The following is a 24,265-nucleotide window of genomic DNA, read 5'->3' on the forward strand; positions in this document are numbered from 1 at the left end:
TTTGTCTTCGTTTTTTAGATTAATTCTGGTACTTCCATTACAAGTACCTTGGTTTTTTTATTCGTTTTTATTTTAAATTCTTCTATATCTTTTATTCCAAGTCCATCTCTTTTTTCTAAAGTGATGTCATCGTTAACCTTCATTTCTCCTTCGAGAACGAAGAGGTAAACACCATTGCTTTTATCTTTTAAAGTGTAAGTACCTTCTTTATTTTCTTCGAAATTACCCATGTGAAACCAAGCGTTTTGATGTATCCATACTCCTTGATCATCAGCGTTAGGAGAGAGGATTTGACTAAAGGCATTCTCCTCCATTAATTCAGAAATACTCACCTGGTCGTACCTTGGTTCAACGTTGCGTTTTTTCGGAATCACCCATATCTGTAGAAAGGAACAATCTTCTTCTTTGCTCTGATTGTACTCACTGTGCATTACGCCAGTTCCAGCACTCATCACCTGTATGTTGCCTTCTTTAATGATGGCTGTATTACCCATACTGTCCTTGTGTTCTAGATTTCCTTTTAGAGGAATAGACACAATTTCCATGTTGTCGTGCGGGTGCTTCGGAAACCCTGTTCCCTTGGCAATCAAATCGTCGTTGAGTACGCGCAACACGCCAAAGTGCATGCGTTCGGGGTTGTAGTAATTGGCAAAACTAAAGGTGTGTCTGGATACCAACCAACCGTGATTGGCCAAACCTCTCGTATCTGCTTTGTGTAAGATCGTATTCATCTTTTTTTCCTCCTTTGTAGGGATGTGATTAAATCCTTCAATTTTTAACTTTTCGTCTTGGTTGTCCTTTGTCAAACCTTTGGAGCTACTGGGTAACATCCCAAGTAAACTCACTCCAAAAACGCTTTTTAAAAATTTATCTCTTTTCATGGTTTCCCTTTGTTGGGTACAAAGTTAAGTTGTTTACTTACCCGGGTAACTATTTAAAAACGACAAAAACTTATAAAAATCCGACATTTTAAAAAAAGGCCCAAACTGAGAAGGGAAAATAGGGAGGATATTAGGGGTGGAGAGGACTAATTCGCTTTAACCGGAAACTCTTTCTTGCTTACGAAATCACCTTCATGACTGATAAGTAAAGTTGCTTTACCTTCTTCCAAAGCTTTGATGGAAAGGGTAGAGTCATTTACCCAAACAACTTCCAAGTTTTCAGTTTCAAAGGTGAGGTTCTTAGGAATTACGTTATCCGCGTGCAATTCAAAGTTACTGGCTACACCTTTAGTAAGGAAACGCTGAGCATCCCTATTTAAAATGAAATTAAAACTGGCGTCATTTTGAAAGGTATCAGCATTGGTAAATTTCTCTATACCACTTTTGTAGATACATAAGAATTGTCTTTTGAACAGTACCTTTCCCGTGTTTTTATGTTCTACAGTAAAGAGCACAGTATCTTCCATTTTGGGTTTGTGCGTAAAACTACCGCCGTAAGGGTTAATGATTTTACCATCTACTTTAACACCGAGTTGATAGGCAGGTATACTGTCATGAAAAACTTGTAACCTGTTCTCCATGTACTTTATTAAGAAGTTGGAGTTTACTTTGGTTAACTCAACTTTAGGTAAGTTGAAGTAAGAAGTACTGGCTGTACTAAAAAATAAACCAGATATCCCTGCCCAAAGTAGTACTGTTTTCATGCTCTAAAGATTTGCTGCGAAAATAGTTGTATTCCCCTACAATTACAAATTAAGGAAGGGTAGGTCTATTGGTGCTACTTATAAATTCTGTAGGTGTTTGCCCTGTATGTTTTTTAAAGAAACGACTAAAATAGGCTTGTTCTTTGAAGCCCAGCTCGTAGGAAATGTCGTTTACATTTTTATCCACTAAAACCAATCTTCTTTTTGCCTCAAGCACTATCATATTTGCAATGAATTGATTTAAAGTAACACCTATTCTTTCCTTTAAAATCTCATTTAACCGTTTGGGTGTAATTCCAAGTTCTTTGGCATAAAAGCTTGTTCCTCTGTTTTTTGTGTAATTTTCTTCTACTAAATCAATGAGTTTTTCTAACCTTCGTGAACGCTTGTGTCTGGCACCTTCTATGGGTCTTAATAAGTAAATTTTATTGAGTAGACCTACCAGAAGTGAAACAAGTATAGGTTGATAGTTCGTTCCGGAGATTTCTAAATGAAAAAGTCGTAAAAAAGAATCTAACATCTCAATGTCTTCCTCTTTTGCTTGAACGGGTGTATTCACGAAAGGAGAGAATAAGGCGCGAAGTGTACTAAATTCACCCATTCTAAAAAATTCATTTTTCAAACACAAGGAGAGTCCTTTTGCCCTGCCATTTAATGCCGCATATTGGTTTTTTCCTATCAGTATGAACTGGTAATTCAGATCCGTAAATGTATCGCTGTCCACAGTTATACTGCTTCCTTTTTCCATGTAATTGATCCACAAAATTTCAGAGCAATCGTGTCTGTCATAATGCTTGGTTCGTTGCGAATAACAGGAGTTGATATCATTAAGTTCTACTAAGTTGTGAAGCATAAGAGTTCAGAATTGTATAAAATATAACTTTTGTTTAAAATACTATAAGCACCTGTAAATGCATGTGTTTTGTTTTAAATAAAAGAATGTCAACTAAATGATAATTTTTCCAAATGTTCAATTAGTACAAATAATTGAAGCTAAAGTATAAAATAAAATAGGTGCACTCATACTAAGTTTGCATAAAATTTTCGCCCAATAAACTAAGAAATATGATGCGTATTCTAACTGTGGCCAGTGCATTGGCCCTTTTAATGAGTGCTTGTGGAGAAAAACCGCAAGCGAAAGGTCAAGCAGGACCTAAAACTGTTCCTGTACAAAGCATTACACTTCAACATACAACTTTACATCAAACTTACCCTGTGAGTATAGAGGGGAAGGAAATCGTAGAGATTAGACCTAGAATTCAAGGATACTTGGAAGAGATTTACGTTGATGAAGGTCAACGCGTTAAAAAAGGTCAACTTCTTTTCAAAGTAAATGCAGACAATTTTGAACAGCAAGTACTTTCTGCCAAAGCAAAAGTGAAAGTTGCTGAAGCTGCGGTGCAATCGGCAAATAATGAAGTAAGTCGTTTGAAACCTTTGGTGAAAAAAGGTGTAGTGGGAGATTTTGAGTTGACACAAGCAGAATTTTCTTTGGCTTCAGCTGAAGCTGCTTTGGTAGAAGCGCAAGCCAACGTTAAAAATATGCAAACCAACATCGATTACAGTAGAATTACTGCATCCAGCGATGGTGTGATCGGTACAATTGCCTACAGAAAGGGAAGTTTAGTGAGTCCTACAAGCACATCACCCATAACTATTTTGGCCAACAATGCTGAGGTAAGAACCTATTTCTCCGTAAACGAAAAGGCCTATTTGGACTTCACTAATGATTTTAACGTAGACAGTTCTGCTCAAGTAGATTTAATTTTAGCCAATGGTCAGCCTTATGCACATGCAGGTAGTTTGGATGCCGTAAGTGGAATCATTGACAAATCTACAGGTGCCATCGTTATGCGTGCTACCTTCCCAAATCCAGAACTCTTGTTGAAGAGTGGAGGAAGCGGAACAATCAAAATCAAGGAGGAGAGAAATGACGTTATCTTAATTCCACAAGCGGCGACATTTGAGATACAAAACAAACGCTTTGTTTATGTGGTACAATCAGATAATACGGTACAATCACAACTCATTACTACCGTAGCTACAGATGACGGACAATACTTTATTGTTGAAAATGGCTTGAAGGTAGGCGATCAAATTGTAACAAGTGGAATCAACGGTTTAAAAGCCGGCATGGAAATCAATCCAGAAAAAGCTTAAAAAATGTTTCAAAAATTTATACAAAGACCCGTATTATCTACAGTAATTTCTATACTGATTGTAATACTCGGAGTATTGGGATTGATGGATTTACCCGTTTCCCAATATCCAGAAATAGCACCACCCACGGTTCAGGTTACGGCAAGTTACCCAGGAGCCAGTGCGGATGTGGTATTGAATTCTGTGGTGGTTCCCTTGGAGGAACAAATCAACGGGGTGGAGAACATGACGTACATGACTTCTTCGGCTACCAACAACGGAACTGCAACCATACAAATTTACTTTGAACAAGGAACAGATCCTGATTTAGCGGCGGTGAACGTGCAAAACAGAGTGTCGCGTGCTACAAGTTTGTTACCGCAAGAGGTTACTCAATCTGGGGTAACAACCAGCAAGCAACAAAGTGATAATATCTTGATTTTTGCCCTGTACAGTGAAAGCGAAGATTTCGATGAAGTATTCGTGCAAAACTATGCAGAAATTAACCTGATTCCCGCCATTAAAAGGGTAAATGGGGTAGGTAGTGCGCGTTCTTTTGGAGAGCAAAACTATTCCATGCGTATTTGGTTAAAGCCCGATAAAATGAAGGCCTATGGTTTGGTTCCAGCTGATGTTTTCCAAGCTTTGGCCGAACAAAACATTGAGGCAGCTCCAGGACAGTTTGGACAAAATGGAAACCAAGCTTTTCAATATGTAATTCGTTACACCGGTAAATTAAAAACGGAAAAAGAGTTTGATAACATCGTTTTAAAATACGACGATAAAGGTCAGATTTTAATGTTAAAAGATGTAGCTCGTGTAGAGTTAGGATCTCAGAACTATACCCGAAGCTTCCGTTTCAATGGTAACCTGGCAGCAGGTATTGCTGTAGCGCAAACTGCAGGATCTAACGCACAAGAAGTAATTGATAACTGTTTGGCAGTATTGGATGAGGCTTCTATGAATTTTCCGGAAGGAATCAAATATGCAGAGTTAGTAAATGCCAATGATTTCTTGGATGAGTCTATTTCAAAAGTGATTTCAACCTTATTAGAAGCCTTTGTTTTGGTATTTATTGTGGTTTTCCTCTTCTTACAAGATTTCAGGTCTACCTTAATTCCAGCAATTGCAGTTCCTGTAGCCATTATTGGTACTTTCTTCTTCCTTAATTTATTTGGATTTAGTTTGAACTTGTTAACGCTTTTCGCATTGGTATTGGCCATCGGTATAGTTGTGGATGATGCCATCGTTGTGGTAGAGGCCGTGCACGCGAAGATGGAAGAAACGCATCAGGGAGCAAAAGAAGCCACGCTTAATGCTATGGACGAAATTTCGGGAGCTATTATCTCTATTACCTTGGTAATGGCTGCAGTATTCGTTCCGGTAACCTTCATCTCTGGTTCGGCAGGTGTTTTCTACAAGCAATTCGGAATCACTTTGGCAATTGCCATTATTATTTCAGCAGTTAATGCCTTAACCTTGAGTCCAGCACTTTGTGCCATCTTCTTAAAATCTCATGATGAGGAAGGAAAGAAAAAGAAATTGTTTAGTCGTTTCTATACAGCCTTCAATGCCTCTTTTGATAATTTGACCAATAGATACGGTAAAGCTCTACGTTTCTTTACCAAGAACAAATGGATACCTATAGGAATAATCTTAGCCTTTACTGTGGTTTTGGTAGCCTTAGTCAAAACAACACCAACTGGTTTCGTACCCAAAGAAGATACAGGTACCATCTTCTGTGATATTACTTTGCCACCTTCTTCTTCCTTGGAGAGAAGTGAGGAGATTGCAACGAAGGTAGATAGCATCGTGCAAGATGTGGTGGGTGTAAGAAATACATTGAAAATGGCAGGTAACTCCATCATCAACGGACAAGGTAGTGCCTATGGTATGGTAATTATCAAATTAGATCCATGGGGAGAGCGCGATAGAGATTTGGATGCAATTTTAGGTGAATTGTGGGCCAAAGTTGGAGGAATTACTGATGCCCAAGTTATTTTCTTCCCAGCACCAACTATTAGAGGATTCGGATTTAGTTCTGGTTTCACAGTAGAATTGCAGGATAGAACAGGTAAGTCTATTGATGAACTTAGTGCAGTAACCCAAGAGTTTATTGGTAACTTGAATGCTAGAGAAGAAATTCAATACGCAACAACTTCATTTAAAACTTCTTACCCTCAATTCTTGCTTTCTGTGAACGTACCGAAAGCGATGGAGGCTGGTTTAACTGTGAAAGACATCATGAGTGCCATGCAAGGTTACTATGGAGGAGTGTATGCCTCTAACTTTAACCGATTTGGTAAGCAGTACAGAATCATGGTTCAATCGGATGTGGATTATAGAAAAAACATAGAAACTCTTGACCAAATTTATGTGCGTAACAAGCAGGGAGAAATGGCACCTATCAAAGAGTTTATTTCTATGGAGAAGGTTTATGGACCAGAAGCCATTAAGCGTTTTAACTTATATACTTCTGTTAACATACAAGGTGCACCAAACGAAGGTTATTCTTCCGGTGATGCCATTCAAGCAATCTCTGAAGAAGCGCAAAAACTTCCTCCTGGATATAGCTACGATTACTCGGGAGCAACACGTGAAGAGTTGAGCTCTGGTGGACAATCAGTATACATTTTTATGCTGTGTGTCATCTTCGTTTACTTCTTACTATCTGCACAATACGAGAGTTACATACTTCCGCTAGCAGTGATTTTATCACTACCTGTAGGTTTGGCCGGAAGTTTCATCTTGGCGTATTTCTTAGGTGTAAACAATAACATCTACTTACAAATCTCTCTGATTATGTTAATTGGATTGTTGGCCAAGAATGCGATTTTGATTGTAGAGTTTGCCCTACAGCGTAGAAGAAGTGGAGTGAACTTAGTAGAGGCAGCCATCATGGGAGCCAAGGCGCGTTTACGTCCAATTATTATGACCTCCTTCGCCTTTATTTTCGGATTGGTTCCTTTGATTCTTTCAACCGGTGCTGGAGCCATAGGTAATAAATCTATCGCCACAGGAGCCATAGGTGGAATGTTGTTAGGAACGATACTCGGAGTATTAGTCATTCCAATTTTATTTGTCATGTTCCAGTATTTACAAGAGAAAATAACGGGAGCACCTAAAGAAATAGAAGCATAATGAAAATCAATAAAATAATAGGATACATTGCCCTTGCTGCATTTTTACAAGCCTGTAATTTAAGCAAGGATTACGACATGCCGAATTATCAAGATTTGGAAGTCATTCGGGAAAATACATCCTCAGATTCGAGCTCATTTGCAGATGTGAAATGGGACGAGTTGTATCAGGATACTCAACTCAATGCCTTAATTCAAGAGGCTTTGGACAGTAATTTAGATATCAATGTTGCTTTGGCCAATATCAAAAGCGCAGAAGCAATGTTGCTGCAACAAAAAGGGGCTCAATTGCCGAATGCAAGCTTAAACGTAACGGCAACGCAATCTAAATTGGCCAATACCATTTCACCGGCTACAGGGTTTGCCCAGCAACAATATTCGGCGTATTTAAGTGCCAGTTGGGAAATAGATATTTGGGGGAAATTCAGGGCAGCAAAACGTTCAGCTTTGGCAGATTTATTTGCGAACCAGAATTTTTTGAATGCCGTTAAAACGAGAATAATCGCCAATGTAAGTGGGAGTTATTATCAATTAATGGCCTACGATGCGCAATTGGCTTTATCTCAAGCTACGGTAGAAAAACGAGCAGCCTATGTGGCGACTTTAAAGGATTTGAAACAAGCCTCTTTGGTTACAGAAGCGGATGTACAACAAGCCGAAGCTAACTTGGCGGCGGCAAAATTGATCATTCCTCAAATTAAACAAGCCATACGTTCAACAGAAAATGCCCTTAGTGTGTTGTTAATGAGAACACCTGGTAAAATTGAACGTGGAGTTTTGACTGAGCAGGCGTTGAGCTATGATTTTAATCAAGGAGTATCGGCCTTATTGTTGGGGAACAGACCCGATGTGATGCAAGCAGAATGGCAATTGCGCAGCGCCTTTGAACAAGTGCACGTGGCTAGAACGCAATTTTATCCTTCTGTGACCTTAACAGGTAGAGGTGGTTTTGTGAGTAACGATCCTGCTGCTTTGTTTGACCCAACTTCTTTCTTTGCCAACCTCGCAGGTGGTTTAGTTCAACCCATATTTAATAAAAGATTGAATAGAGCGAATTTAGAAAGACAAAAGGCAGCGCAAGATATAGCTCTTTACAATTATAAATACGCTTTCTTAAATGCCGGAAGAGAAGTTTCTGATGCCTTGTTCAATTTTGAAATGGCTACTGAAAAAATAGCCCACGCTCAAAAACAAACCGAGGCTTTGCAAACGGCCGTGAGTATGAACGAAGAGTTGTTAACCTACGGAAAGGTGAATTATACAGTTGTACTCACTTCCGAACAACAATATTTAAACGCACAACTCTCAGCCATAGATGTGCAGTTAGAAAAGTACTTGTCACTCATTGAGGTCTACAGATCTCTGGGAGGTGGATGGAAATAAAGAGCTAGGTTTGCTTCCCTCAATTAGAGTTAGAAGTTCTTAGTTTAAATAGCCCGTAGGGGAGCAAACCTCTTTATTTTTCTTGCATGGATTTTCTATAGTTGGAAGGACTTTGTCCGGCTATTTTTTTAAAGTAGCTGCTAAAATGAGCAGGTTCATTAAAGCCCAATTCAAAGGCAATTTCCTTTAAACTCAAGGTAGAAAAATACAATAGTCTTTTTGCAGCCAAGGTAATTCTCCCATCGAGATGATCTTTGGCTGTTTTTCCTGTTAAATGCTTGATGGTTCTGTTGAGGTGATCAGCAGTGATGTTCATTTTTTCGGCATAGGTATTCACCGTATGTATTTCCTTGTAGTGCTGATTGATTAACTTTTTGAAGTTTTTTAGCAAGGTATTTCCAACCTCTATTCCTTGCGTATGCTGATGGGTAGGGAGTTCACAAGCGTTATTGCATTCTATCAAAATCAACTTAAGAAAAGAGCTTTGTGCTTCCGAATGGAATTTCATGCTTCTGTTCTGGTAATCAATCAACAATTCACACAAGCTGTTTACACGCATCATGTTTAAGGTGTCGAGCGTAACGGGGGGAGTTTCTCCAAAATTTCTGAACAAATTCAAATCTTCTATGAAGCGAAGAGGGATGTGATTTTGAACTAAAAAATCATTGGAAAATAAGAGGACAAATCCTTCAGAACTTTCTTCTTCTATGACTTGGTGTACTTGTCCCGGACTCACACAGTAAATTTGATTCTCTGACAATTCATAAGCTTCAAAATCTATTTTGTGAACGCCTTTGGCTTTGTTTACCACCAGTACAGTATAATAATCATGACGGTGAGGATCCTCCTTTTCCCCCTTATTTCTATCCACGAGTTCAGACATGCGTACTACCTTAAAGTAGATATCCTCTCTGTTGTCTTCTATGTGTTTATAGGTTTTGATCATGCTATTTAAAATGCTGTTTAAAAATACAATATGTAGAGAACATTCCCACCTCTTCTTTGTTCGATTGTATAACCCTCCGTAAAGACAATCTTTGGGATGGAATTATTTTGATTAAATTCAGAAAAAATTAGTTGAGAAAATCCAAAGCCCTAACAGATACGTAAATTCCTAAAAACACACGCGTGAACAACGATAACTCAACGGCCCTACTCATATTTATTCGCTCAGAAGTGATTGAACTTCAGGTGAAACAGTTTTTTGAGCATGATTATTCGAGAAGTAAGGCTTTCATTAGCCTTCTCAATATAAAAATAAAAACAGAGGCTCAAGCCACTAAACTTCCTGTTTTTTTTAGCAATCATATTCACGAGAATTCCTTTGTAGATAAATACAAACGCGCTTTTCAGGATTTATTTAACATAGGTTATCAAAGAGTGATTTGTGTGGGGAATGATATTCCTCAAATTTCTTCTAATACTCTACTAGAGATAGAAGAATTACTACAGTGTAATGATTTGGTTAGTGCAAGAACCAAGAGAGGAGGAATAGCGTTTTTGGGTTTAACCAAAGAAGGTTTTGATTGTTTTGATTTTCATAAAATTGCTTGGCAGAATTCAGGCCTACTAGATACACTTTATCAAGAATTACAGGAAAAGCAATTGAATTATTATTTGTTTGATCAGGTTTTTCTTGAAATCAATACAGCAAAGGATACGCGTTTCTTTCTGGAACAAATAGAAGAGCTTGAAATGAGTACGTTTTGTACTTCTCAATTTCTAAATCTTTGCATCCAACGCCAAACCCTGGTTTATCAAAATTTGGAATTGACCCAAGACTTTATTCAAAAAGCGGAAGCTTATAGAGGTCCCCCCGTGACCATGTAATTACCGACTTTTTTGAAACCAATATTATTTATAAAGTAGTGGGCAACCACTTCAACAAAACATTTACTATGAAGAAAAATCTACTCATATTTCTTTCCATTTTTTGTGCATCAACCCTATGGGCACAAAACAATGTTGAAGGAGTTATTAAAGACCTGGAAACCCAGGAACCTTTGCCTTTTGTAACAGTGGGGATTAAAAATACAGAGACCAAAGTTAGAACGGATATTACCGGGAAATATACCCTGAATGTTCAGAAGCAGGATACACTGACTTTTGCATTAATGGGTTATTTTCAACAGGAACTTGTTGTGGCCAATGCACAAAGTTTTGACGTGTTTTTGGTGGCAGAAGTCAAAGAATTTGATGATGTGGTGATAACTGCATTGGGACTAAAACGCAACAAACGCGATTTAGGATATGCCGTTCAAAGTGTTGATGGAGAAGACTTGGGAGAGGTAAGAACACCGAATTTATCCGACAATTTAGGAGGAAGAATTGCAGGAGTACAAACTACTGCAGGATCATCTGGTGTGGGTTCTTCTACGCGTGTAATCATACGAGGAGAAACAAGTTTGTCGGGCAATAACCAACCGCTATACGTGGTGGATGGAGTTCCCATTTCTAACCAAATGATAGCCAACAATACAGAGAATTTAGAATCAGGTTTTCAAGAAGTAGACTACGGAAATGGGGGTGGTGAAATTGCTGCCGATGATATTGCTTCCATAACTGTGTTAAAAGGTCCGGGTGCGGCTGCACTTTATGGAACCCGAGCAGCCAACGGTGTGATTATCATAGCCACCAAGCAAGCTCAAGCTACCAAAGGTGTTGGGGTTACCGTAAATTCTTCCGTGACTTTTGATCAAATCGCCTTTTTACCCCAGTTTCAAAATGTGTACGGACAAGGTTCAGGTGGACAATTTGCCTATGAAGATGGTTTAGGTGGCGGTATAAATGATGGTGGTTTAACCAGTTTTGGAGCGCAAATGAATGGTCAACTCGTTACCCAATACGATGGTGTTTCTTACGATAAAAATGGTAACCCTGTAAGAGGAGGAGACGTGATAGCAAGAGACGGAAATCCTATCACAGCTACCCCTTTTGTAGCCAACCCGAATAATGTGGAAAGCTTCTTTAGAACTGGAGTTACAAGCACACAAAACATTGCCTTGAACAGTAGAAATGATAACGGTGGTTACCGATTTTCTTACTCGCGTTTGGACAATACAGGTACCATTCCTAATTCAGATTACCGAAGAAATAATTTGGCCTTTACGGCAGATTATCAATTGAGCAACAAGTTGAAATTAAGAACTTATGCCAATTTCATCAATTCGAATAGTACACACCGACCAGGTTTAGGCTATGGTTCTGAAAACTTGATGTACTCTTTCTTATGGATGGGACGTCAGGTTAACTTGAGCAATGCCGAAGATTACTGGCAAGCTGGTCAAGAAGGGTTTCAGCAATACAACTACAACACCCAATGGTTAGATAATCCTTATTTCAACGTGTATGAAAACACGAATGGATTCAATAAAAACAGGTTGTTAGGAAATGCGGTTTTGTCCTATGATATTACCGATAAAATCAGCTTTAGATTAAGATCGGGTGCAGATGTTTACAACGATGTGAGAACTTCAAAAAGAGCTTTTAGTACGCAGCGTTTCAAGAATGGAGCCTACAGAGAGGATGTGGTTAATTACAGCGAAATCAATACAGATGCCTTGTTGAATTATACAGGACAATTTACAGAGCACGATGCTTGGAATGTAGGAGTAGGAGCAAATAATTTTACCCAGAATATTGCTTACCAGAGTATAACAGCAGGCGAATTATCTGTTCCAGGGATATACAACTTTGAGAACTCTAAGATTCCTTTACAAGCTTCGCAGTATAGCGGACAAAAGCAAATCAACAGTGTGTATGCCTTGGCCAATTACAACTTCAAGCGCAAGATGTACTTAGATGCTACACTGCGTAATGATTATTCATCAACACTGCCGAAGGAGAACAATTCATTCTTTTATTATTCAGCTTCAGCTGCATTTGTCTTAAGCGATTGGTTCAATTTACCAGAATGGTTGAGTTATTCTAAACTAAGAATGTCTTCTTCAAGCGTTGGGAATGACACAGATCCATTTCAATTGAGAAACACTTATACCTTCAATCAAAACTACGGCAGTTATCCGCTCTTGAGTAACTCATCTACTTTATTAAATGCAGATTTAAGACCAGAGCGTATCAATGCATTGGAGGCAGGTGTAGAACTTTATTTCTTAAAAGATAGAATAGGTTTAGATGTAACGGCTTATCAGAATACAGCCAAAGACCAAATTATCAGTTTGCCTGCATCGGCGGCCAGTGGATATACCAACAGAGTGATTAATGGAGGTGTTATTCAAAGCAAAGGAATTGAAATTGCCTTAACCGCAGATGTGATAAAAAAGAAAGATTTCTCTTGGAAGACCTATGCCAACTTCACGAAAGGAGCGAGTTATGTGGAGGAATTGCCAGAAGGAGTAGATCAATACACAACAGGATATACACGCGTGTACACAAGTACGGATAACTCTGTGTATTACATCGCTCAAGAAGGTGGTAGAATAGGAGATATGTATGGTACAGGGTTCAAAAAGTCTCCCGACGGAAGAATTATTTATGATGCCAATGGTTTACCAGTGAGAGATTCTGAATTGCGTTATTTAGGAAATTACAATCCTGATTTTATGTTAGGATTTGGAAATGAATTCAAGTACAAAGGCTTTACTTTAAATTTCTTGGTAGACTGGCGTTATGGAGGTGTATTTGTTTCGAGAACCAAAGCGATAGGATCAACTTCTGGAGTTTTGGAAGAAACCTTAATAGGAAGAGAAGAAGGAATCGTTGGTGATGGTTTAGTGAACGTGGGTACGGAGACAAATCCGATTTACGAAGAAAACACAACGGCAATTTCTGCAGCAGAGTATTACAATCAATTCTATAACAGAGCCAACGAAGAAAGCGCTTTATTAGACGCGAGTTATGTGAAGTTAAGACAAGTAAGTTTAAACTATACTTTCCCTGATGCTTGGGTGAAAAAGATGAATTTGAACAGCTTTAAAGTAGGATTTGTAGCCAGAAACTTATTTACAATTACAGAAAATCCACACGTGGATCCAGAGTTAAGTGCCATGCAAGGAACACAACAAGTTTACGGTGTAGAAGATCTATCTTACCCTTCAACGCGCAGTTACGGATTCAATATTCAACTTACATTCTAAAAGAAATTATCATGAAATATTCATTATTAATAGCGAGTGTATTCTTGGCTTTTTCTTGTAAAAAGTTCGATGAATACAATGTCAACCCGAATGCACCGGAAGATGTGCATCCTCAATTTTTATTGTCAAACGTAATAGCAGAAAGTGCAGATAACCAAGCCTACTGGGGATGGCACGCAGGTGCTCTTTTGGCGCAACATTCTGCCAACCTAGAATTCTTACCCGTAGATAGATATGATATGGGAAATAACGAAGGTTTGTGGAATGAAACTTACCGTTTACTCAACGATTTAAAATCCGTAAGAGAAGCCGATGAAAGCAATGATGCCTACAAAGCAATCGCCGATATTTTGCAGGCGCATCAAGCATCTTTGTTAACGGATTTATGGACCAATGTTCCTTACTTCGAGGCTTTACAAGGACAACGCGAGGGTAATTTTACGCCAGCTTTTGATACCCAAGAAGATATTTATTTGAAGGATGGCGGAATTTTAGACCTTCTTCGCAATGCGGTAAGTGTTTTGGAAAACACCAATCAAACCGTGGATGGAGATATCTTGTACAATGGAGATTTAACAAAGTGGATCAAGTTTGCCAATGCTTTGCGTGTACGTTATTTGGTAAGAATTTCAAAGCATTATGATGGGAGTACAGAATTGCAAGAGATAGTTACAGAAGGAAATTTCTTTCAAGGAAATATGGACAATGCTGTGTTGCCCTACTTAACATCTTCACCCAACCAATGGGTCATCTTTACAGAGCGTGAAGGAAGGTATGTAGATGTGCGTATGAGTAAAAATGCAGAAACGATTCTTGGTACTTTGTCTGATGATAGGGTGGGTCGTTTTTATAAGGCAACCAACTTGAGTCAACAAAATGGAACGCCAGAATTTAAAGGAATACCCAATGGTTTAAGCAGAGAGTCTCAAAACAACTATGATTTAAACGACATCTCCTTAATGGGAAGTTTTTTGCGCGATATTCCTGATGGGATGAAGGCCGTTTATATGAATTACGCAGAGTTGCAATTCTGTTTGGCAGAAGCAGCAGAGAAGGGATGGATTTCGGGTAGTGCGCAGAGTTACTATGAGGAAGGTATACAAGCTTCTTACGATTATTTCGAAGTGGCCATGCCCAACAATTACTTACTTTCACCTGAGGTGGTGCTAAATGGCGCGGATAATCTGGAGCGCATTATGACACAGAAATGGATCAATTCTTTTATGAATGGTTATGAAGCTTGGTTTGATATACGCAGAACGGGTTACCCTAACTTAACACTTCCGGCAGACAATATTAATGGAGATGTTTACCCTGTACGCTATGCATATCCGTCTACAGAACAAGCGGTAAATGGAAGCAATTATACCGAGGCGGTAAGTCAAATAGGAGGAGATAACTACAACAGCAAAGGTTGGTGGGAGCAATAATAAACAACATAGAGGTGTGGCAATGGGGACTGGTAATAGCCTCCAGTGTCGCACTTTTTTTACTTTCACCTTGGTCGAAAACCAGTGGACAATTCTTCGCAGCGAAGACAAAAGAGAAGCAACCCAATTGGTTGATGCTTACAGGAAGTTTGGTTATTTCCTGGGTCTTTGCAAAATCCATCGCCAATGCCAGTGATTTAGGAAACAAATTTGGAGCAGTTGGAGGATTGGCCTATGCAGCTTATTATTTATCCTTTATCGTAGCAGGTGTAATTATTTATTACATGCGGGTGAAAGGAAAGCTAAAGAGCATACACCTTTTTTTAAATGAACGTTTTGGCAAAAGGGCCCTACAGCTTTTTTCACTTATCATAGCCTTCCGTTTGTTCAATGAAATTTGGTCCAACACCATGGTAATAGGAAGCTATTTTGGAGAGCAGGGTTCAACTGCCTATTACGCTTCCATCCTTGTGTTTACGGCTTTAACTTTAGCGTATACAATTAAAGGAGGCTTGCGTAGTTCTATTTTTTCCGACCTCATACAAATGGGCTTGTTTGCAGTATTACTCACGGTAATTTTAAGCTTTTTAATGAAAGAAGAAAGTTTCCAGTTCTCAGAAATTGCAAGAAGTGGTTCCTTTACCTATGATGGAGGAATCAATTTATTGTTTGCAGCCTTGATTCAATCGTTCAGTTATCCTTTTCACGATCCTGTAATGACGGATAGGGCCTTTATTACCAAGCCCAAAGTAATGTTGTGGAGTTTTATTGCAGCAGGGGTTATCGGTGGTATTTGTATTTTCTTGTTCAGCTTTTTGGGGATTTTTGGAAAAATGCAAGGAATGGAGCCGGGGAATTTATCCGATTACGGTAAAGTTTTCGGTCCTGTATTATTGCTACTCATTAATTTCATCATGATCGTTTCAGCAGCTTCTACCTTAGATTCTTCTTTTGCATCATTTAGTAAGTTGGTGGCCATAGATTTAGGTGTTGGGAAGTCAGTTAGAATAGGAAGGTTAACCATGATAGTTGTAGCAGTTTTAGGTAGTGTTCCTATATTTTTCAATCCTTCAGTACTATCGGCAACCACAGTAAGCGGAACCATGGTTATAGGTCTAACCCCTGTTTTTTTATTTTGGAAGATGAAGGCTCCTCCCTCGAGTTTTTACCTAAGCGTATTGGGAGGAATGTGCATAGGAATCATACATGCTTTTGGTAGTTTTCCAGAGCTTTTGATATTTACAGATGGTCCGTATGCCGCCTTACTTTGGGCCAATATTTTTGGAGTACTCCTTTGTGTGTTTTTATATTTATTACCTTATGGCTTAAAACTTAAAAGTGAAATCTAATTGGTTGATAAATTACGAACACTTGTTGCAAACTGTATGTAAATATGGAGGGGCAGAGCAGGCGAGTATGCACAATTTAGAAGTGTATAGCTCCTCTAGCTCTACGTGGCCAAATTTAGGGATGCACGTTCAGAACTTTGATGAGCTATCTTCAAGAGAACTTGAAAAATTAGCGCAGCCAATTACACTTTTATTGCCGCAATCCAAAACCGAAAAAGAGCTGATCAATACCTTGAAAAAGATTTATAACAGGCACGGAGTTTGGTACGAAATGGAAGCGGAAAGGACAGTCTTTTCCTTACCTCATAACATAGATTTTTCAAAAATTAGCAGAGTAACGAATCCACATGATTTTAAGCGTTGGATGGAGTTAGTAGAGAACACACTCTTGGCAGAACGCAACTTAAATCATCAGGTATTTTGGAACTTGATGGAGGATGAAGAAATTATTTTGGTTTTAGGTCATCATGAAAATAAAGCCGTAAGCGCTGCCATGTTTCATCCTTACCAAAATACGCTCGGACTCTATTTTGTGGTTACCTTACCTGAGTATAGAAACCATGGGTTGGGTTCTTTACTTACCCAATATGCCTTTCACTTGGGTGAGGCTATGGATATCGAATACTTGGTTTTACAAGCCACTCCGCAAGGGAAAAAGGTGTATGACCGTTTTGGGTTTTCTGTGTTGGATGAGGTAGATGTTTTTTACACTTTAAATACTATTGTATGAAAAAATTAGTACTTGGATTAAGTTTATTTAGCGCCCTTTTTTCTTATGGGCAAAGTGAAAATTTTGTAGGAAGTTCGTTTGGATTTCAAGTGGAATATGCAGACTTTCAACGTGGGCAGTTTAATACCTACTTAGACAGTAAATCGCTACCACTTGGAAATACACCAGATGTAATGTATGGTTTTGATATTTCAATTAAAGGAAGACAGCACATTGTTTCATTTGACTTCTCAACCAATACCAATACAAGTGAACAAAGTAATTACAGGGTAACCAATTCACTTTCAAGTGTTGCCTTTTCTTATGGTTATAGTTTAATTAAAAAAGATGGTTGGGATATTTACCCTTATATAGGATATAGACTTTTAACCTATGCATACAAATATGAAGGTTATGATCAATTGGCAACTGATTTTGAGAGTTATTTGACGCAAAACACTGCCTATGTAAGTCTAGAAAATAGAATGCATGGAGCTAATGTAGGGATAGGATTTAACATCAATGGATCTGTTGCCTACAGTATAAAAGTGGGTACGCAATTGCCTTATATTTCTAGAAGATGGATAGATGTTTCTACTGATGATAAATTAAACGGCGGACCTGATGTGAAATCGCTCTTTTACATCAAAACATCTATTTCCTTCGGAGATTATGAAAATAGGTCGAGAAGTTTTAATCCAGATGAAAGTAAAAACTAATGCTTGAAGATAAAATTCTTGTGTTTGGCGGTCCCTACAGCAACCTGCAAGCTACTCAAAAAATGTATGAAATAACTGTTGAATTGGGATTTGAACCGAGTCAAATAATATGTACTGGAGATGTAGTAGGATACTGCGCACAACCCCAAGAGACCATAGACTTGGTAAAAAGCTGGGGTATACATTGGCTAGCAGGAAATGTTGAGCAACAATTGGCTACTGGAGCTGAGGATTGTGGCTGTAATTTTGACGAAGGATCGCGCTGTTCCAATTTTTCTCAAACCTGGTTTCCTTATGCACAAATTCATGTGAGTGAGAACGCAAAGGAAGAAATGAAAACTTTACCCGAAAATTTGGTATTGGAAATAAGTGGGTATAAGGTAGGTGTGGTTCACGGCGGTTTGGATGATATTTCTCAATTCATTTTTAAGTCAACCTCGCCTGAAGTAAAAGAAGAAATTCTGGACCGCTTAGGTGTAGACATCGTTGTGGCGGGTCATAGTGGAATACCCTTTCACCAGAGATTAGAAAAAGGACTCTGGGTAAACGCGGGTGTTATTGGTATGCCTGCAAATGATGGGCAGCAAGAGGTATGGTTTGCCATTGTTGATCTTAAAACTAAAACGGTAGAGCACCGTTCTTTTTCCTACGATTGGAAAACTGCAAAAGCGCTAATGGAACAAGCGAATTTACCCGCTGCTTATTCAAAGACCTTGGAAACAGGACTTTGGGACAACATGGAAATCCTTCCAGAACAAGAAAAATTAGAACGGGGTAAACCTATGATATTTGAAGCGTAACATGAGTTGCGCTTTTTTTTGATTATTATCCTCATCTTTGGAGCTTTCATTAAAGTATGACAAGAGATAAAGTGGAATTAGGTTTAAAAGCCAATTGGAAACAATTTACAATATTGGTAATCGTCAATGCCTTTGTGGGTGGAATGGTAGGTTTGGAACGTTCGATTTTCCCTGAATTTGCGCACGAAGTATTTGGAAAAGAATCTTACACGGCCATCTTATCTTTTATCACGGCTTTTGGAATTACTAAAGCAATTACCAATTACTTTACAGGGAAGTTGGCCAATAAATTTGGTCGTAAAAATCTACTTATTGCAGGTTGGATAATTGCCCTTCCTGTTCCTTTATTATTGATGTATGCCCCAAGTTGGGGGTGGGTAATTTTCTCTAACGTTTTGCTGGGTATTAATCAGGGACTAACTTGGAGCAGTACCGTTGTTATGAAAATAGATTTGGTAGGGGAGAAAGATCGTGGTTTTGCCATGGGACTCAATGAATTTGCAGGATATTTCGCTGTGGGAATGGTGGCCTTACTATCGGGTTATATCGCCAGTGAGTATGGGGTGACACCCTATCCTTTTTACCTAGGTTTGGCCATAGCCGTAGTTGGTTTATTGATGAGTATCATTTGGGTAAAAGATACACGTAAGTTTGTGCACCAAGAAAGTAAAACCACCCAAACTGAGAAATTCGACAATGTATTTATAGAAACAAGTTTTAAGAACAAAACACTGAGCTCCGTTTCTCAAGCCGGTCTCATCAACAATTTAAATGATGGAATGATATGGGGATTACTTCCTATACTGCTTTTATCCTTGAATTTTGATACAGACAGTATAGCGGTTATTGCTTCTGTTTATCCGGCTGTTTGGGGAATAGGTCAGTTGTTTACAGGGAAAATGTCCGATCATTTTTCAAAAAAGAAAATGTTGTTCTACGGCATGTTGTTGCAAGGTGTGGTTATACTTCTTTTACCCTTCAGTAGTAACTTTTATGTGTTAATTGGCATTTCAGCATTACTTGGATTGGGTACAGCCTTGGTATATCCAACTTTCCTTTCCACCATAGCAAGTGCTACACAACCTCACCAACGTGCAGAGAGCATAGGGATATTTAGGTTGTGGAGAGACTTGGGTTATGCTTTTGGAGCTATCATTTCAGGTATAGTTGCAGATGCCTTTGGTATAGATGCTTCGGTTTATTTAATCGGTTGTTTAACTGTTATTTCCGCTTTTATTATTAAGTTGCGTATGCCTAAAATTTAAGCATATGAAAACCATCTTGTCGCTTGTTCTTGTCGCGTTTTTTCTTTCAGCTTGTAGTTCAAATCAGCCTTTGAAAATTGCCATTCAACCCTTTGAAGGTGTAAATCAAGTAGATGTTGAACTCATCAAATCCTCTCTGGCAGAAAATTACAAAGCCAAGGTATATGTATTGGAAACTATGGATATACCTCAATCTACCTTTACGCATGTAAAAACACCCAGATACAGAGCCGATCAATTGATCGCGTTTTTAAAAGAGAACAAAAAAGAAACAATAGATCATATCATAGGTTTGATTGCTAAAGATATTTCAACCACCAAGAAAAATGCCGATGGAAGTGTAAAAGAACCCGCTTCTAAATACAAAGATTGGGGAATATTTGGTTTAGGATATAGACCGGGAGTAAGTTGCATAGTTTCTACCTATAGGTTAAGTAAACGAAGACCCGACAGAAGATCTCAATTGATTAAAATTGCCAACCACGAAATTGGTCATAACCTCGGTTTATCCCATTGTGATAGAACTTCCGATTGCGTCATGCGCGACGCTGCGGAGTCGATTAAAACCATAGACAAGGTGGGAAGCACGCTTTGTACTCATTGTAAGGAAGATATAAAGTAAATTAACTTTTAATTTCTTCGTTGAATTTTCAACGCTTGTGTAAAATTTTGCGTTATATTGTTTATAACCAAAACTTTAGCCATGCGTAAATTTTTACTCCCCTTTGTACTGATACTTATCAGTCATCTTTCCTTCAGTCAAGGATATTTTAACCCTGAAAGAATTACAAATGCTTCTTCAATTCTTGGAACTCACCCCTATTTATTCAAGGATGTAAACGCTGACGGTATAGATGATATCGTTGTTTTAAAAGACGAAGAGTTCATTTCGCAGGGTGCAAAACGTTACATTGCTTTTTATGCGGGAACAAGTTCTGGTGATTTTCTTTCGGCTCAAATATTAGATTCTTTACCCTATTTGAATAGCACTATAGAACGCATTCAATTTTTAGATATAGATGGAGACGGGGATGAAGATATTGTTTACTCTTCCACTTTGAGAGAAATAGGCGTCTTTTTAAATGATGGAACAGGGCATTACGGTCCTTCTAGTACTTTAAAAGCTCCAATTTTTGGAGGAGGAAGTTTTACCATGCACCCACAATTTTTTGATTATGATTTGGATGGTGATTTAGATGCTTTTGTCAATAGTGCTTTTCAGGAATTCAGGTTGTTAGTTAACAATAATATGAGTTTAGTGGACAGTACAATTTTATTCGATGGAGCTAACATTGTTTTTCCTCATATAGGAGATTTTGATAACAATGGGAAAATTGATGTGCTCGCTAAAAAGTCTGGGGTAGATAGCTTATTTATTCATTACAATCAAACTTCTAATGGGTTTGCGAACTCTCCAACGGCATTGAACTTTGATATAGCTTCCCCAAAATCCTTCAAAGGAATTGGTGACATGGATGAGGATGGAGACATTGATCTTATCATTACTGAACCTGGACAAATCAATAGTTATGTGTACAACGGTACGAGTTACAGTTATCAAAATCTCTACAATTCGGGAAATACCAATAATTACGTGAATATACAGTTCGAAGACATAGATAATAATGGTTGGACAGATATCCTCGCAACAATAACCCCTTCAAATGGCTATGAAGTAATAGACCAAGTAAGTGCAGGCAATTACTCAAGTTCTCAAATTATCAATGATGGGTTGTTACAAGTAAATGGGGGAATGGTTTTTAAGGATGTAGATAACGATGGATTTAAGGAAATGTTTAATTATACCATTTTTGGAGATTTCGGAATTACAGTATATGATAACCAGCAAGGTTTACTTGTGTTTGAGGAAAACAAGCTACAATTAGAGTTTGATAATTTTGATGCAGGTGATCTCAACGACGATGGATTTATTGACCTTGTGAAAATTTCAAGTAAATCAGATGCTATTCAAACCTTAATGAACAATGGTAATGATACGTATACAATTATCAATTTTCAATTGGGAATTGCCAATGATAGGTTAAACGCAGTAAAAATAGGTCACTTTGATACAGATAATATTCCTGATTTATTTATCTACGAAGAAGACTTTGATACCATTATTGAGAGTTACGTTTTATTGGGGCAGGGAAATGGTCAATTTGCTTCACCTTTTTCTTTGATTTCAGACAAGCGCTTTATTTTATTTAAGGATATTAACGGCGATGGACTAACCGATTATTTTCAACCCTACTATCAAGATACAGCTAATGCAGGTATTAATACAGGAGGTGCCTTCATAATAAATTACTCTGTTTATAATTCTCAATTAAATAATTCCGTAACTCCAAAATTGAGTAATGATAAGATTGAATTTCTGGCCTTTCAGGATATTGTTTCTTCAATTAACCCTGTTTTGGTTTATAAATCAGATGCTAATAATTTGGTAACCATAGATTTTACAATCTATTCAGCTACGTATTGGGTTATAGCTGCTTACCCATCTTGGTTGAACTCTCCAAATTTAACGGGTTTATATTTTAATGATTGGGATAATGATGGAGATTTAGAGGCCATTTATAGTTTAAACAATGTGGTAGGTAGTGAAATTAAGTATGCTGAAGATTTGGATTTTTTATTTAATGGAGGACCCTATGATGTTAATTTTCAAACCGCAGTAACAATAGCCTCTTCATTGCAGGATGATTTTGCAATGAATGAATTAGAAAAACTAGACTTCAATCTAGATGGCAACATGGACTTAATCTTTACCAACAGAGATTATCCTGCTTCACTTTACCTTCTAGAAAATTTTGGAGGTGGAAATTTTAATACTCCGGGTTTAATTGATACAAGAAACGCTGTTGAAAATTTGAGGTTACATGATTTTAATGCGGATGGATACATGGATTTTTGCGCCTATTCAAGTAATTCCAATAGTATAACCAAATACGAAAGTGATTTCGTTTTTAATGGTCAAGCTTTAGGAGTAATTTATTATGATGTAAACCAAAATGGAGTGCAAGATGGAAATGAAATAGGAATGCAAATAGATGGATTACAGGTAAATCCAACTCCAGGAGTGTATCAATTGGATACAGTAGGGAATTACAAACTTACTTTTGCCAATACTACGCAGAATTATACCTTAGATTTTAATCATCCACATTGGCAATTAGTGGTTCCTACCAGTTATAATTTTACCGTAGATTCTAATTACACAACAACTGCGGGTTATGATTTTGGAATTGTTCCAGGTCTTCCTGTAGATTCTGTAAAGGTTATAACTGAGGCCTATGGAGGAACGTGTGGTTTAATAACGAATTTTCATACTACACTAACAAATGTAGGAAATACGCAACCCTCTGGTATTTTGACCATAGCCTTGGATACGATGTTAACGTTAAATAACATTCAACCCACTCCTGATTCTATTGTTGGTAATGCATATTATTTTTCATACAATAATTTGTTTTTTGGTGCTTCTATGGGAGTTGATTTTCAAGTAATTTTACCTGGTTATATTAACATGGGTGATACCATTAATAATGTGAGTTCTGCAGATATTTTGGTAGGAGGAAATGTAATCTTCACAGATGTAGATAGTCAACCGGAAATCGTAACTTGTGCCTACGACCCCAATGAAAAGAGAGCTTTGCCTTTAGGGGTTGGGAATCAACAGTATATTACTGAAACAGACACGCTTTTGCAATACACTATTAATTTCCAAAATACAGGTACAGATACGGCTAGAAATGTGGTAATCAAAGATTATTTAAGTGATAAGTTTGACTATTCAACCTTCAAATTCATCACATCAAAACATCCTGTAAATTATTCAATTGGTCAGAATGGTTTATTAACCTTTGATTTTGCCAATATCTATTTGCCAGATAGTAATGTAAATTACATGGGGAGTCAAGGTTATGCAACCTTTACTATAGAATTGGCCAGCACAACACAACCGGGAGATGTCATTAAAAACAAAGCTGAAATTTACTTTGATCAAAACCCAGCCATAATTACCAATCAAGTTAAAAGAACGATACACAGTTGTGATCTTACCGTTCCCAATTTCGCTTTCTATAATTACGAAGATACCTTGTGTGAGAGTAGTTCAGGGTTGTTCAACTTGCCAGACGTCTTCCCACAAGGAGGTTCTTTTTCTGGACCGGGTGTTAATGGACTTCAATTTCAGGCCGATTCATTGAATATGGGGGTGAATACTTTTTATTACAATTACACAGGACTGTTTGGTTGTGAATACGAAGGAGAATATGAGATATACATGGACGCATGTTTAGGAGTTGATACCTATGCTTCTTCCTTATCCCTTACTATACAACCAAATCCTTTCAATCAATTTGCCACCTTAAGCGTTGAAGGTTTAAATCAAGAGAAGCTTCACTATGAATTATACGATTTATCGGGGAAAAAATTGAGAAGTGAAGTGTTTTCTGCCAATCAAGAGGTGATAGTGTATAGAGATACTTTGGTGGCCGGAATGTACATCCTAAAAATTTCAAAAGAGGATAACAAAGAGCTACTTTTTAATGTAAAACTCTTGGTTCAATAGATGAAGACGTAAAT

Annotated in this window: 17 protein-coding genes; 13 read left to right on the forward strand and 4 right to left on the reverse strand. The window is 37.9% G+C overall.

What is annotated here, in order from left to right; translation table 11 throughout:
• Positions 1-14: 14 nt before the first annotated feature.
• The 3 genes from BM327_RS00710 to BM327_RS00720 all read right to left on the reverse strand — a co-directional run bounded on the left by BM327_RS00710 (position 15) and on the right by BM327_RS00720 (position 2,498).
• Positions 15-731, reverse strand: coding sequence for a pirin family protein (locus BM327_RS00710; RefSeq protein ID WP_090247574.1), 717 nt, complete (start codon positions 729-731; stop codon positions 15-17).
• A gap of 296 nt (positions 732-1,027) precedes the next feature.
• Positions 1,028-1,645: a hypothetical protein gene (locus BM327_RS00715; RefSeq protein WP_090245203.1), complete on the reverse strand. Its 618-nt coding sequence runs from the start codon at positions 1,643-1,645 to the stop codon at positions 1,028-1,030.
• 49 nt (positions 1,646-1,694) lie between these two features.
• Positions 1,695-2,498, reverse strand: coding sequence for a helix-turn-helix domain-containing protein (locus tag BM327_RS00720; protein WP_090245206.1), 804 nt, complete (start codon positions 2,496-2,498; stop codon positions 1,695-1,697).
• Positions 2,499-2,710: 212 nt separating this feature from the next.
• On the opposite strand from BM327_RS00720, the gene BM327_RS00725 reads away from it, so the two are divergent.
• The 3 genes from BM327_RS00725 to BM327_RS00735 are packed head-to-tail and all read left to right on the forward strand — an operon-like array spanning position 2,711 to position 8,307.
• The gene (locus BM327_RS00725; RefSeq protein ID WP_090245209.1) at positions 2,711-3,805 is read left to right on the forward strand and encodes an efflux RND transporter periplasmic adaptor subunit; all 1,095 of its coding nucleotides are present in this window, start codon (positions 2,711-2,713) and stop codon (positions 3,803-3,805) included.
• Positions 3,806-3,808: 3 nt separating this feature from the next.
• The gene (locus BM327_RS00730; protein ID WP_090245211.1) at positions 3,809-6,925 is read left to right on the forward strand and encodes an efflux RND transporter permease subunit; all 3,117 of its coding nucleotides are present in this window, start codon (positions 3,809-3,811) and stop codon (positions 6,923-6,925) included.
• Positions 6,925-8,307 (forward strand): efflux transporter outer membrane subunit, encoded by a 1,383-nt coding sequence (locus BM327_RS00735; RefSeq protein WP_090245213.1) that lies wholly within the window; start codon positions 6,925-6,927, stop codon positions 8,305-8,307. Before BM327_RS00730 ends, BM327_RS00735 begins: the two co-directional genes overlap by 1 nt.
• Before the next feature lie 73 nt (positions 8,308-8,380).
• Here BM327_RS00735 and BM327_RS00740 read toward each other — a convergent pair whose 3' ends face one another.
• Positions 8,381-9,253 carry a helix-turn-helix domain-containing protein gene (locus BM327_RS00740; RefSeq protein ID WP_090245214.1) on the reverse strand — a complete coding sequence of 291 codons (873 nt, stop codon included), beginning with the start codon at positions 9,251-9,253 and terminating at the stop codon, positions 8,381-8,383.
• A gap of 182 nt (positions 9,254-9,435) precedes the next feature.
• Here BM327_RS00740 and BM327_RS00745 point away from each other — a divergent pair, with 182 nt between their 5' ends.
• The 10 genes from BM327_RS00745 to BM327_RS00790 all read left to right on the forward strand — a co-directional run bounded on the left by BM327_RS00745 (position 9,436) and on the right by BM327_RS00790 (position 24,251).
• Positions 9,436-10,137: a DUF2064 domain-containing protein gene (locus BM327_RS00745; protein WP_170853631.1), complete on the forward strand. Its 702-nt coding sequence runs from the start codon at positions 9,436-9,438 to the stop codon at positions 10,135-10,137.
• Positions 10,138-10,205: 68 nt separating this feature from the next.
• Positions 10,206-13,403, forward strand: a complete 3,198-nt coding sequence (locus tag BM327_RS00750; RefSeq protein WP_090247575.1) for a SusC/RagA family TonB-linked outer membrane protein — start codon at positions 10,206-10,208, stop codon at positions 13,401-13,403.
• Between the two features lie 11 nt (positions 13,404-13,414).
• On the forward strand, positions 13,415-14,833 hold the full coding sequence (locus BM327_RS00755; protein ID WP_090245219.1) for a SusD/RagB family nutrient-binding outer membrane lipoprotein: 1,419 nt from the start codon (positions 13,415-13,417) through the stop codon (positions 14,831-14,833).
• Positions 14,821-16,182, forward strand: coding sequence for a sodium:solute symporter family transporter (locus BM327_RS00760; RefSeq protein ID WP_244526173.1), 1,362 nt, complete (start codon positions 14,821-14,823; stop codon positions 16,180-16,182). Before BM327_RS00755 ends, BM327_RS00760 begins: the two co-directional genes overlap by 13 nt.
• Positions 16,172-16,912, forward strand: a complete 741-nt coding sequence (locus BM327_RS00765) for a GNAT family N-acetyltransferase (protein ID WP_090245221.1) — start codon at positions 16,172-16,174, stop codon at positions 16,910-16,912. The genes BM327_RS00760 and BM327_RS00765 overlap by 11 nt, the downstream gene beginning before the upstream one ends.
• Positions 16,909-17,610 (forward strand): hypothetical protein, encoded by a 702-nt coding sequence (locus BM327_RS00770; RefSeq protein WP_090245225.1) that lies wholly within the window; start codon positions 16,909-16,911, stop codon positions 17,608-17,610. The genes BM327_RS00765 and BM327_RS00770 overlap by 4 nt, the downstream gene beginning before the upstream one ends.
• Positions 17,610-18,410 carry a metallophosphoesterase family protein gene (locus BM327_RS00775; protein WP_090245227.1) on the forward strand — a complete coding sequence of 267 codons (801 nt, stop codon included), beginning with the start codon at positions 17,610-17,612 and terminating at the stop codon, positions 18,408-18,410. Before BM327_RS00770 ends, BM327_RS00775 begins: the two co-directional genes overlap by 1 nt.
• Before the next feature lie 56 nt (positions 18,411-18,466).
• Positions 18,467-19,675: an MFS transporter gene (locus BM327_RS00780; RefSeq protein ID WP_090245229.1), complete on the forward strand. Its 1,209-nt coding sequence runs from the start codon at positions 18,467-18,469 to the stop codon at positions 19,673-19,675.
• 4 nt (positions 19,676-19,679) lie between these two features.
• A complete protein-coding gene (locus BM327_RS00785) occupies positions 19,680-20,297 on the forward strand; it encodes a matrixin family metalloprotease (RefSeq protein ID WP_090245232.1) in 618 nt (205 codons plus the stop codon).
• Between the two features lie 81 nt (positions 20,298-20,378).
• Positions 20,379-24,251 (forward strand): T9SS type A sorting domain-containing protein, encoded by a 3,873-nt coding sequence (locus BM327_RS00790; RefSeq protein WP_139230191.1) that lies wholly within the window; start codon positions 20,379-20,381, stop codon positions 24,249-24,251.
• Positions 24,252-24,265 lie beyond the last annotated feature (14 nt).

Origin of the sequence: Lishizhenia tianjinensis, assembly GCF_900116425.1 — a bacterium.
In the GTDB taxonomy this organism is placed as follows: domain Bacteria; phylum Bacteroidota; class Bacteroidia; order Flavobacteriales_D; family Crocinitomicaceae; genus Lishizhenia; species Lishizhenia tianjinensis.

Coding starts and splice junctions, on each gene's coding strand:
- BM327_RS00710 (WP_090247574.1), bottom strand. CDS start 731: ATGAATACGATCTTACACAAAGCAGATACGAGAGGTTTGGCCAATCAC.
- BM327_RS00715 (WP_090245203.1), bottom strand. CDS start 1,645: ATGAAAACAGTACTACTTTGGGCAGGGATATCTGGTTTATTTTTTAGT.
- BM327_RS00720 (WP_090245206.1), bottom strand. CDS start 2,498: ATGCTTCACAACTTAGTAGAACTTAATGATATCAACTCCTGTTATTCG.
- BM327_RS00725 (WP_090245209.1), top strand. CDS start 2,711: ATGATGCGTATTCTAACTGTGGCCAGTGCATTGGCCCTTTTAATGAGT.
- BM327_RS00730 (WP_090245211.1), top strand. CDS start 3,809: ATGTTTCAAAAATTTATACAAAGACCCGTATTATCTACAGTAATTTCT.
- BM327_RS00735 (WP_090245213.1), top strand. CDS start 6,925: ATGAAAATCAATAAAATAATAGGATACATTGCCCTTGCTGCATTTTTA.
- BM327_RS00740 (WP_090245214.1), bottom strand. CDS start 9,253: ATGATCAAAACCTATAAACACATAGAAGACAACAGAGAGGATATCTAC.
- BM327_RS00750 (WP_090247575.1), top strand. CDS start 10,206: ATGAAGAAAAATCTACTCATATTTCTTTCCATTTTTTGTGCATCAACC.
- BM327_RS00755 (WP_090245219.1), top strand. CDS start 13,415: ATGAAATATTCATTATTAATAGCGAGTGTATTCTTGGCTTTTTCTTGT.
- BM327_RS00770 (WP_090245225.1), top strand. CDS start 16,909: ATGAAAAAATTAGTACTTGGATTAAGTTTATTTAGCGCCCTTTTTTCT.
- BM327_RS00775 (WP_090245227.1), top strand. CDS start 17,610: ATGCTTGAAGATAAAATTCTTGTGTTTGGCGGTCCCTACAGCAACCTG.
- BM327_RS00780 (WP_090245229.1), top strand. CDS start 18,467: ATGACAAGAGATAAAGTGGAATTAGGTTTAAAAGCCAATTGGAAACAA.
- BM327_RS00785 (WP_090245232.1), top strand. CDS start 19,680: ATGAAAACCATCTTGTCGCTTGTTCTTGTCGCGTTTTTTCTTTCAGCT.
- BM327_RS00790 (WP_139230191.1), top strand. CDS start 20,379: ATGCGTAAATTTTTACTCCCCTTTGTACTGATACTTATCAGTCATCTT.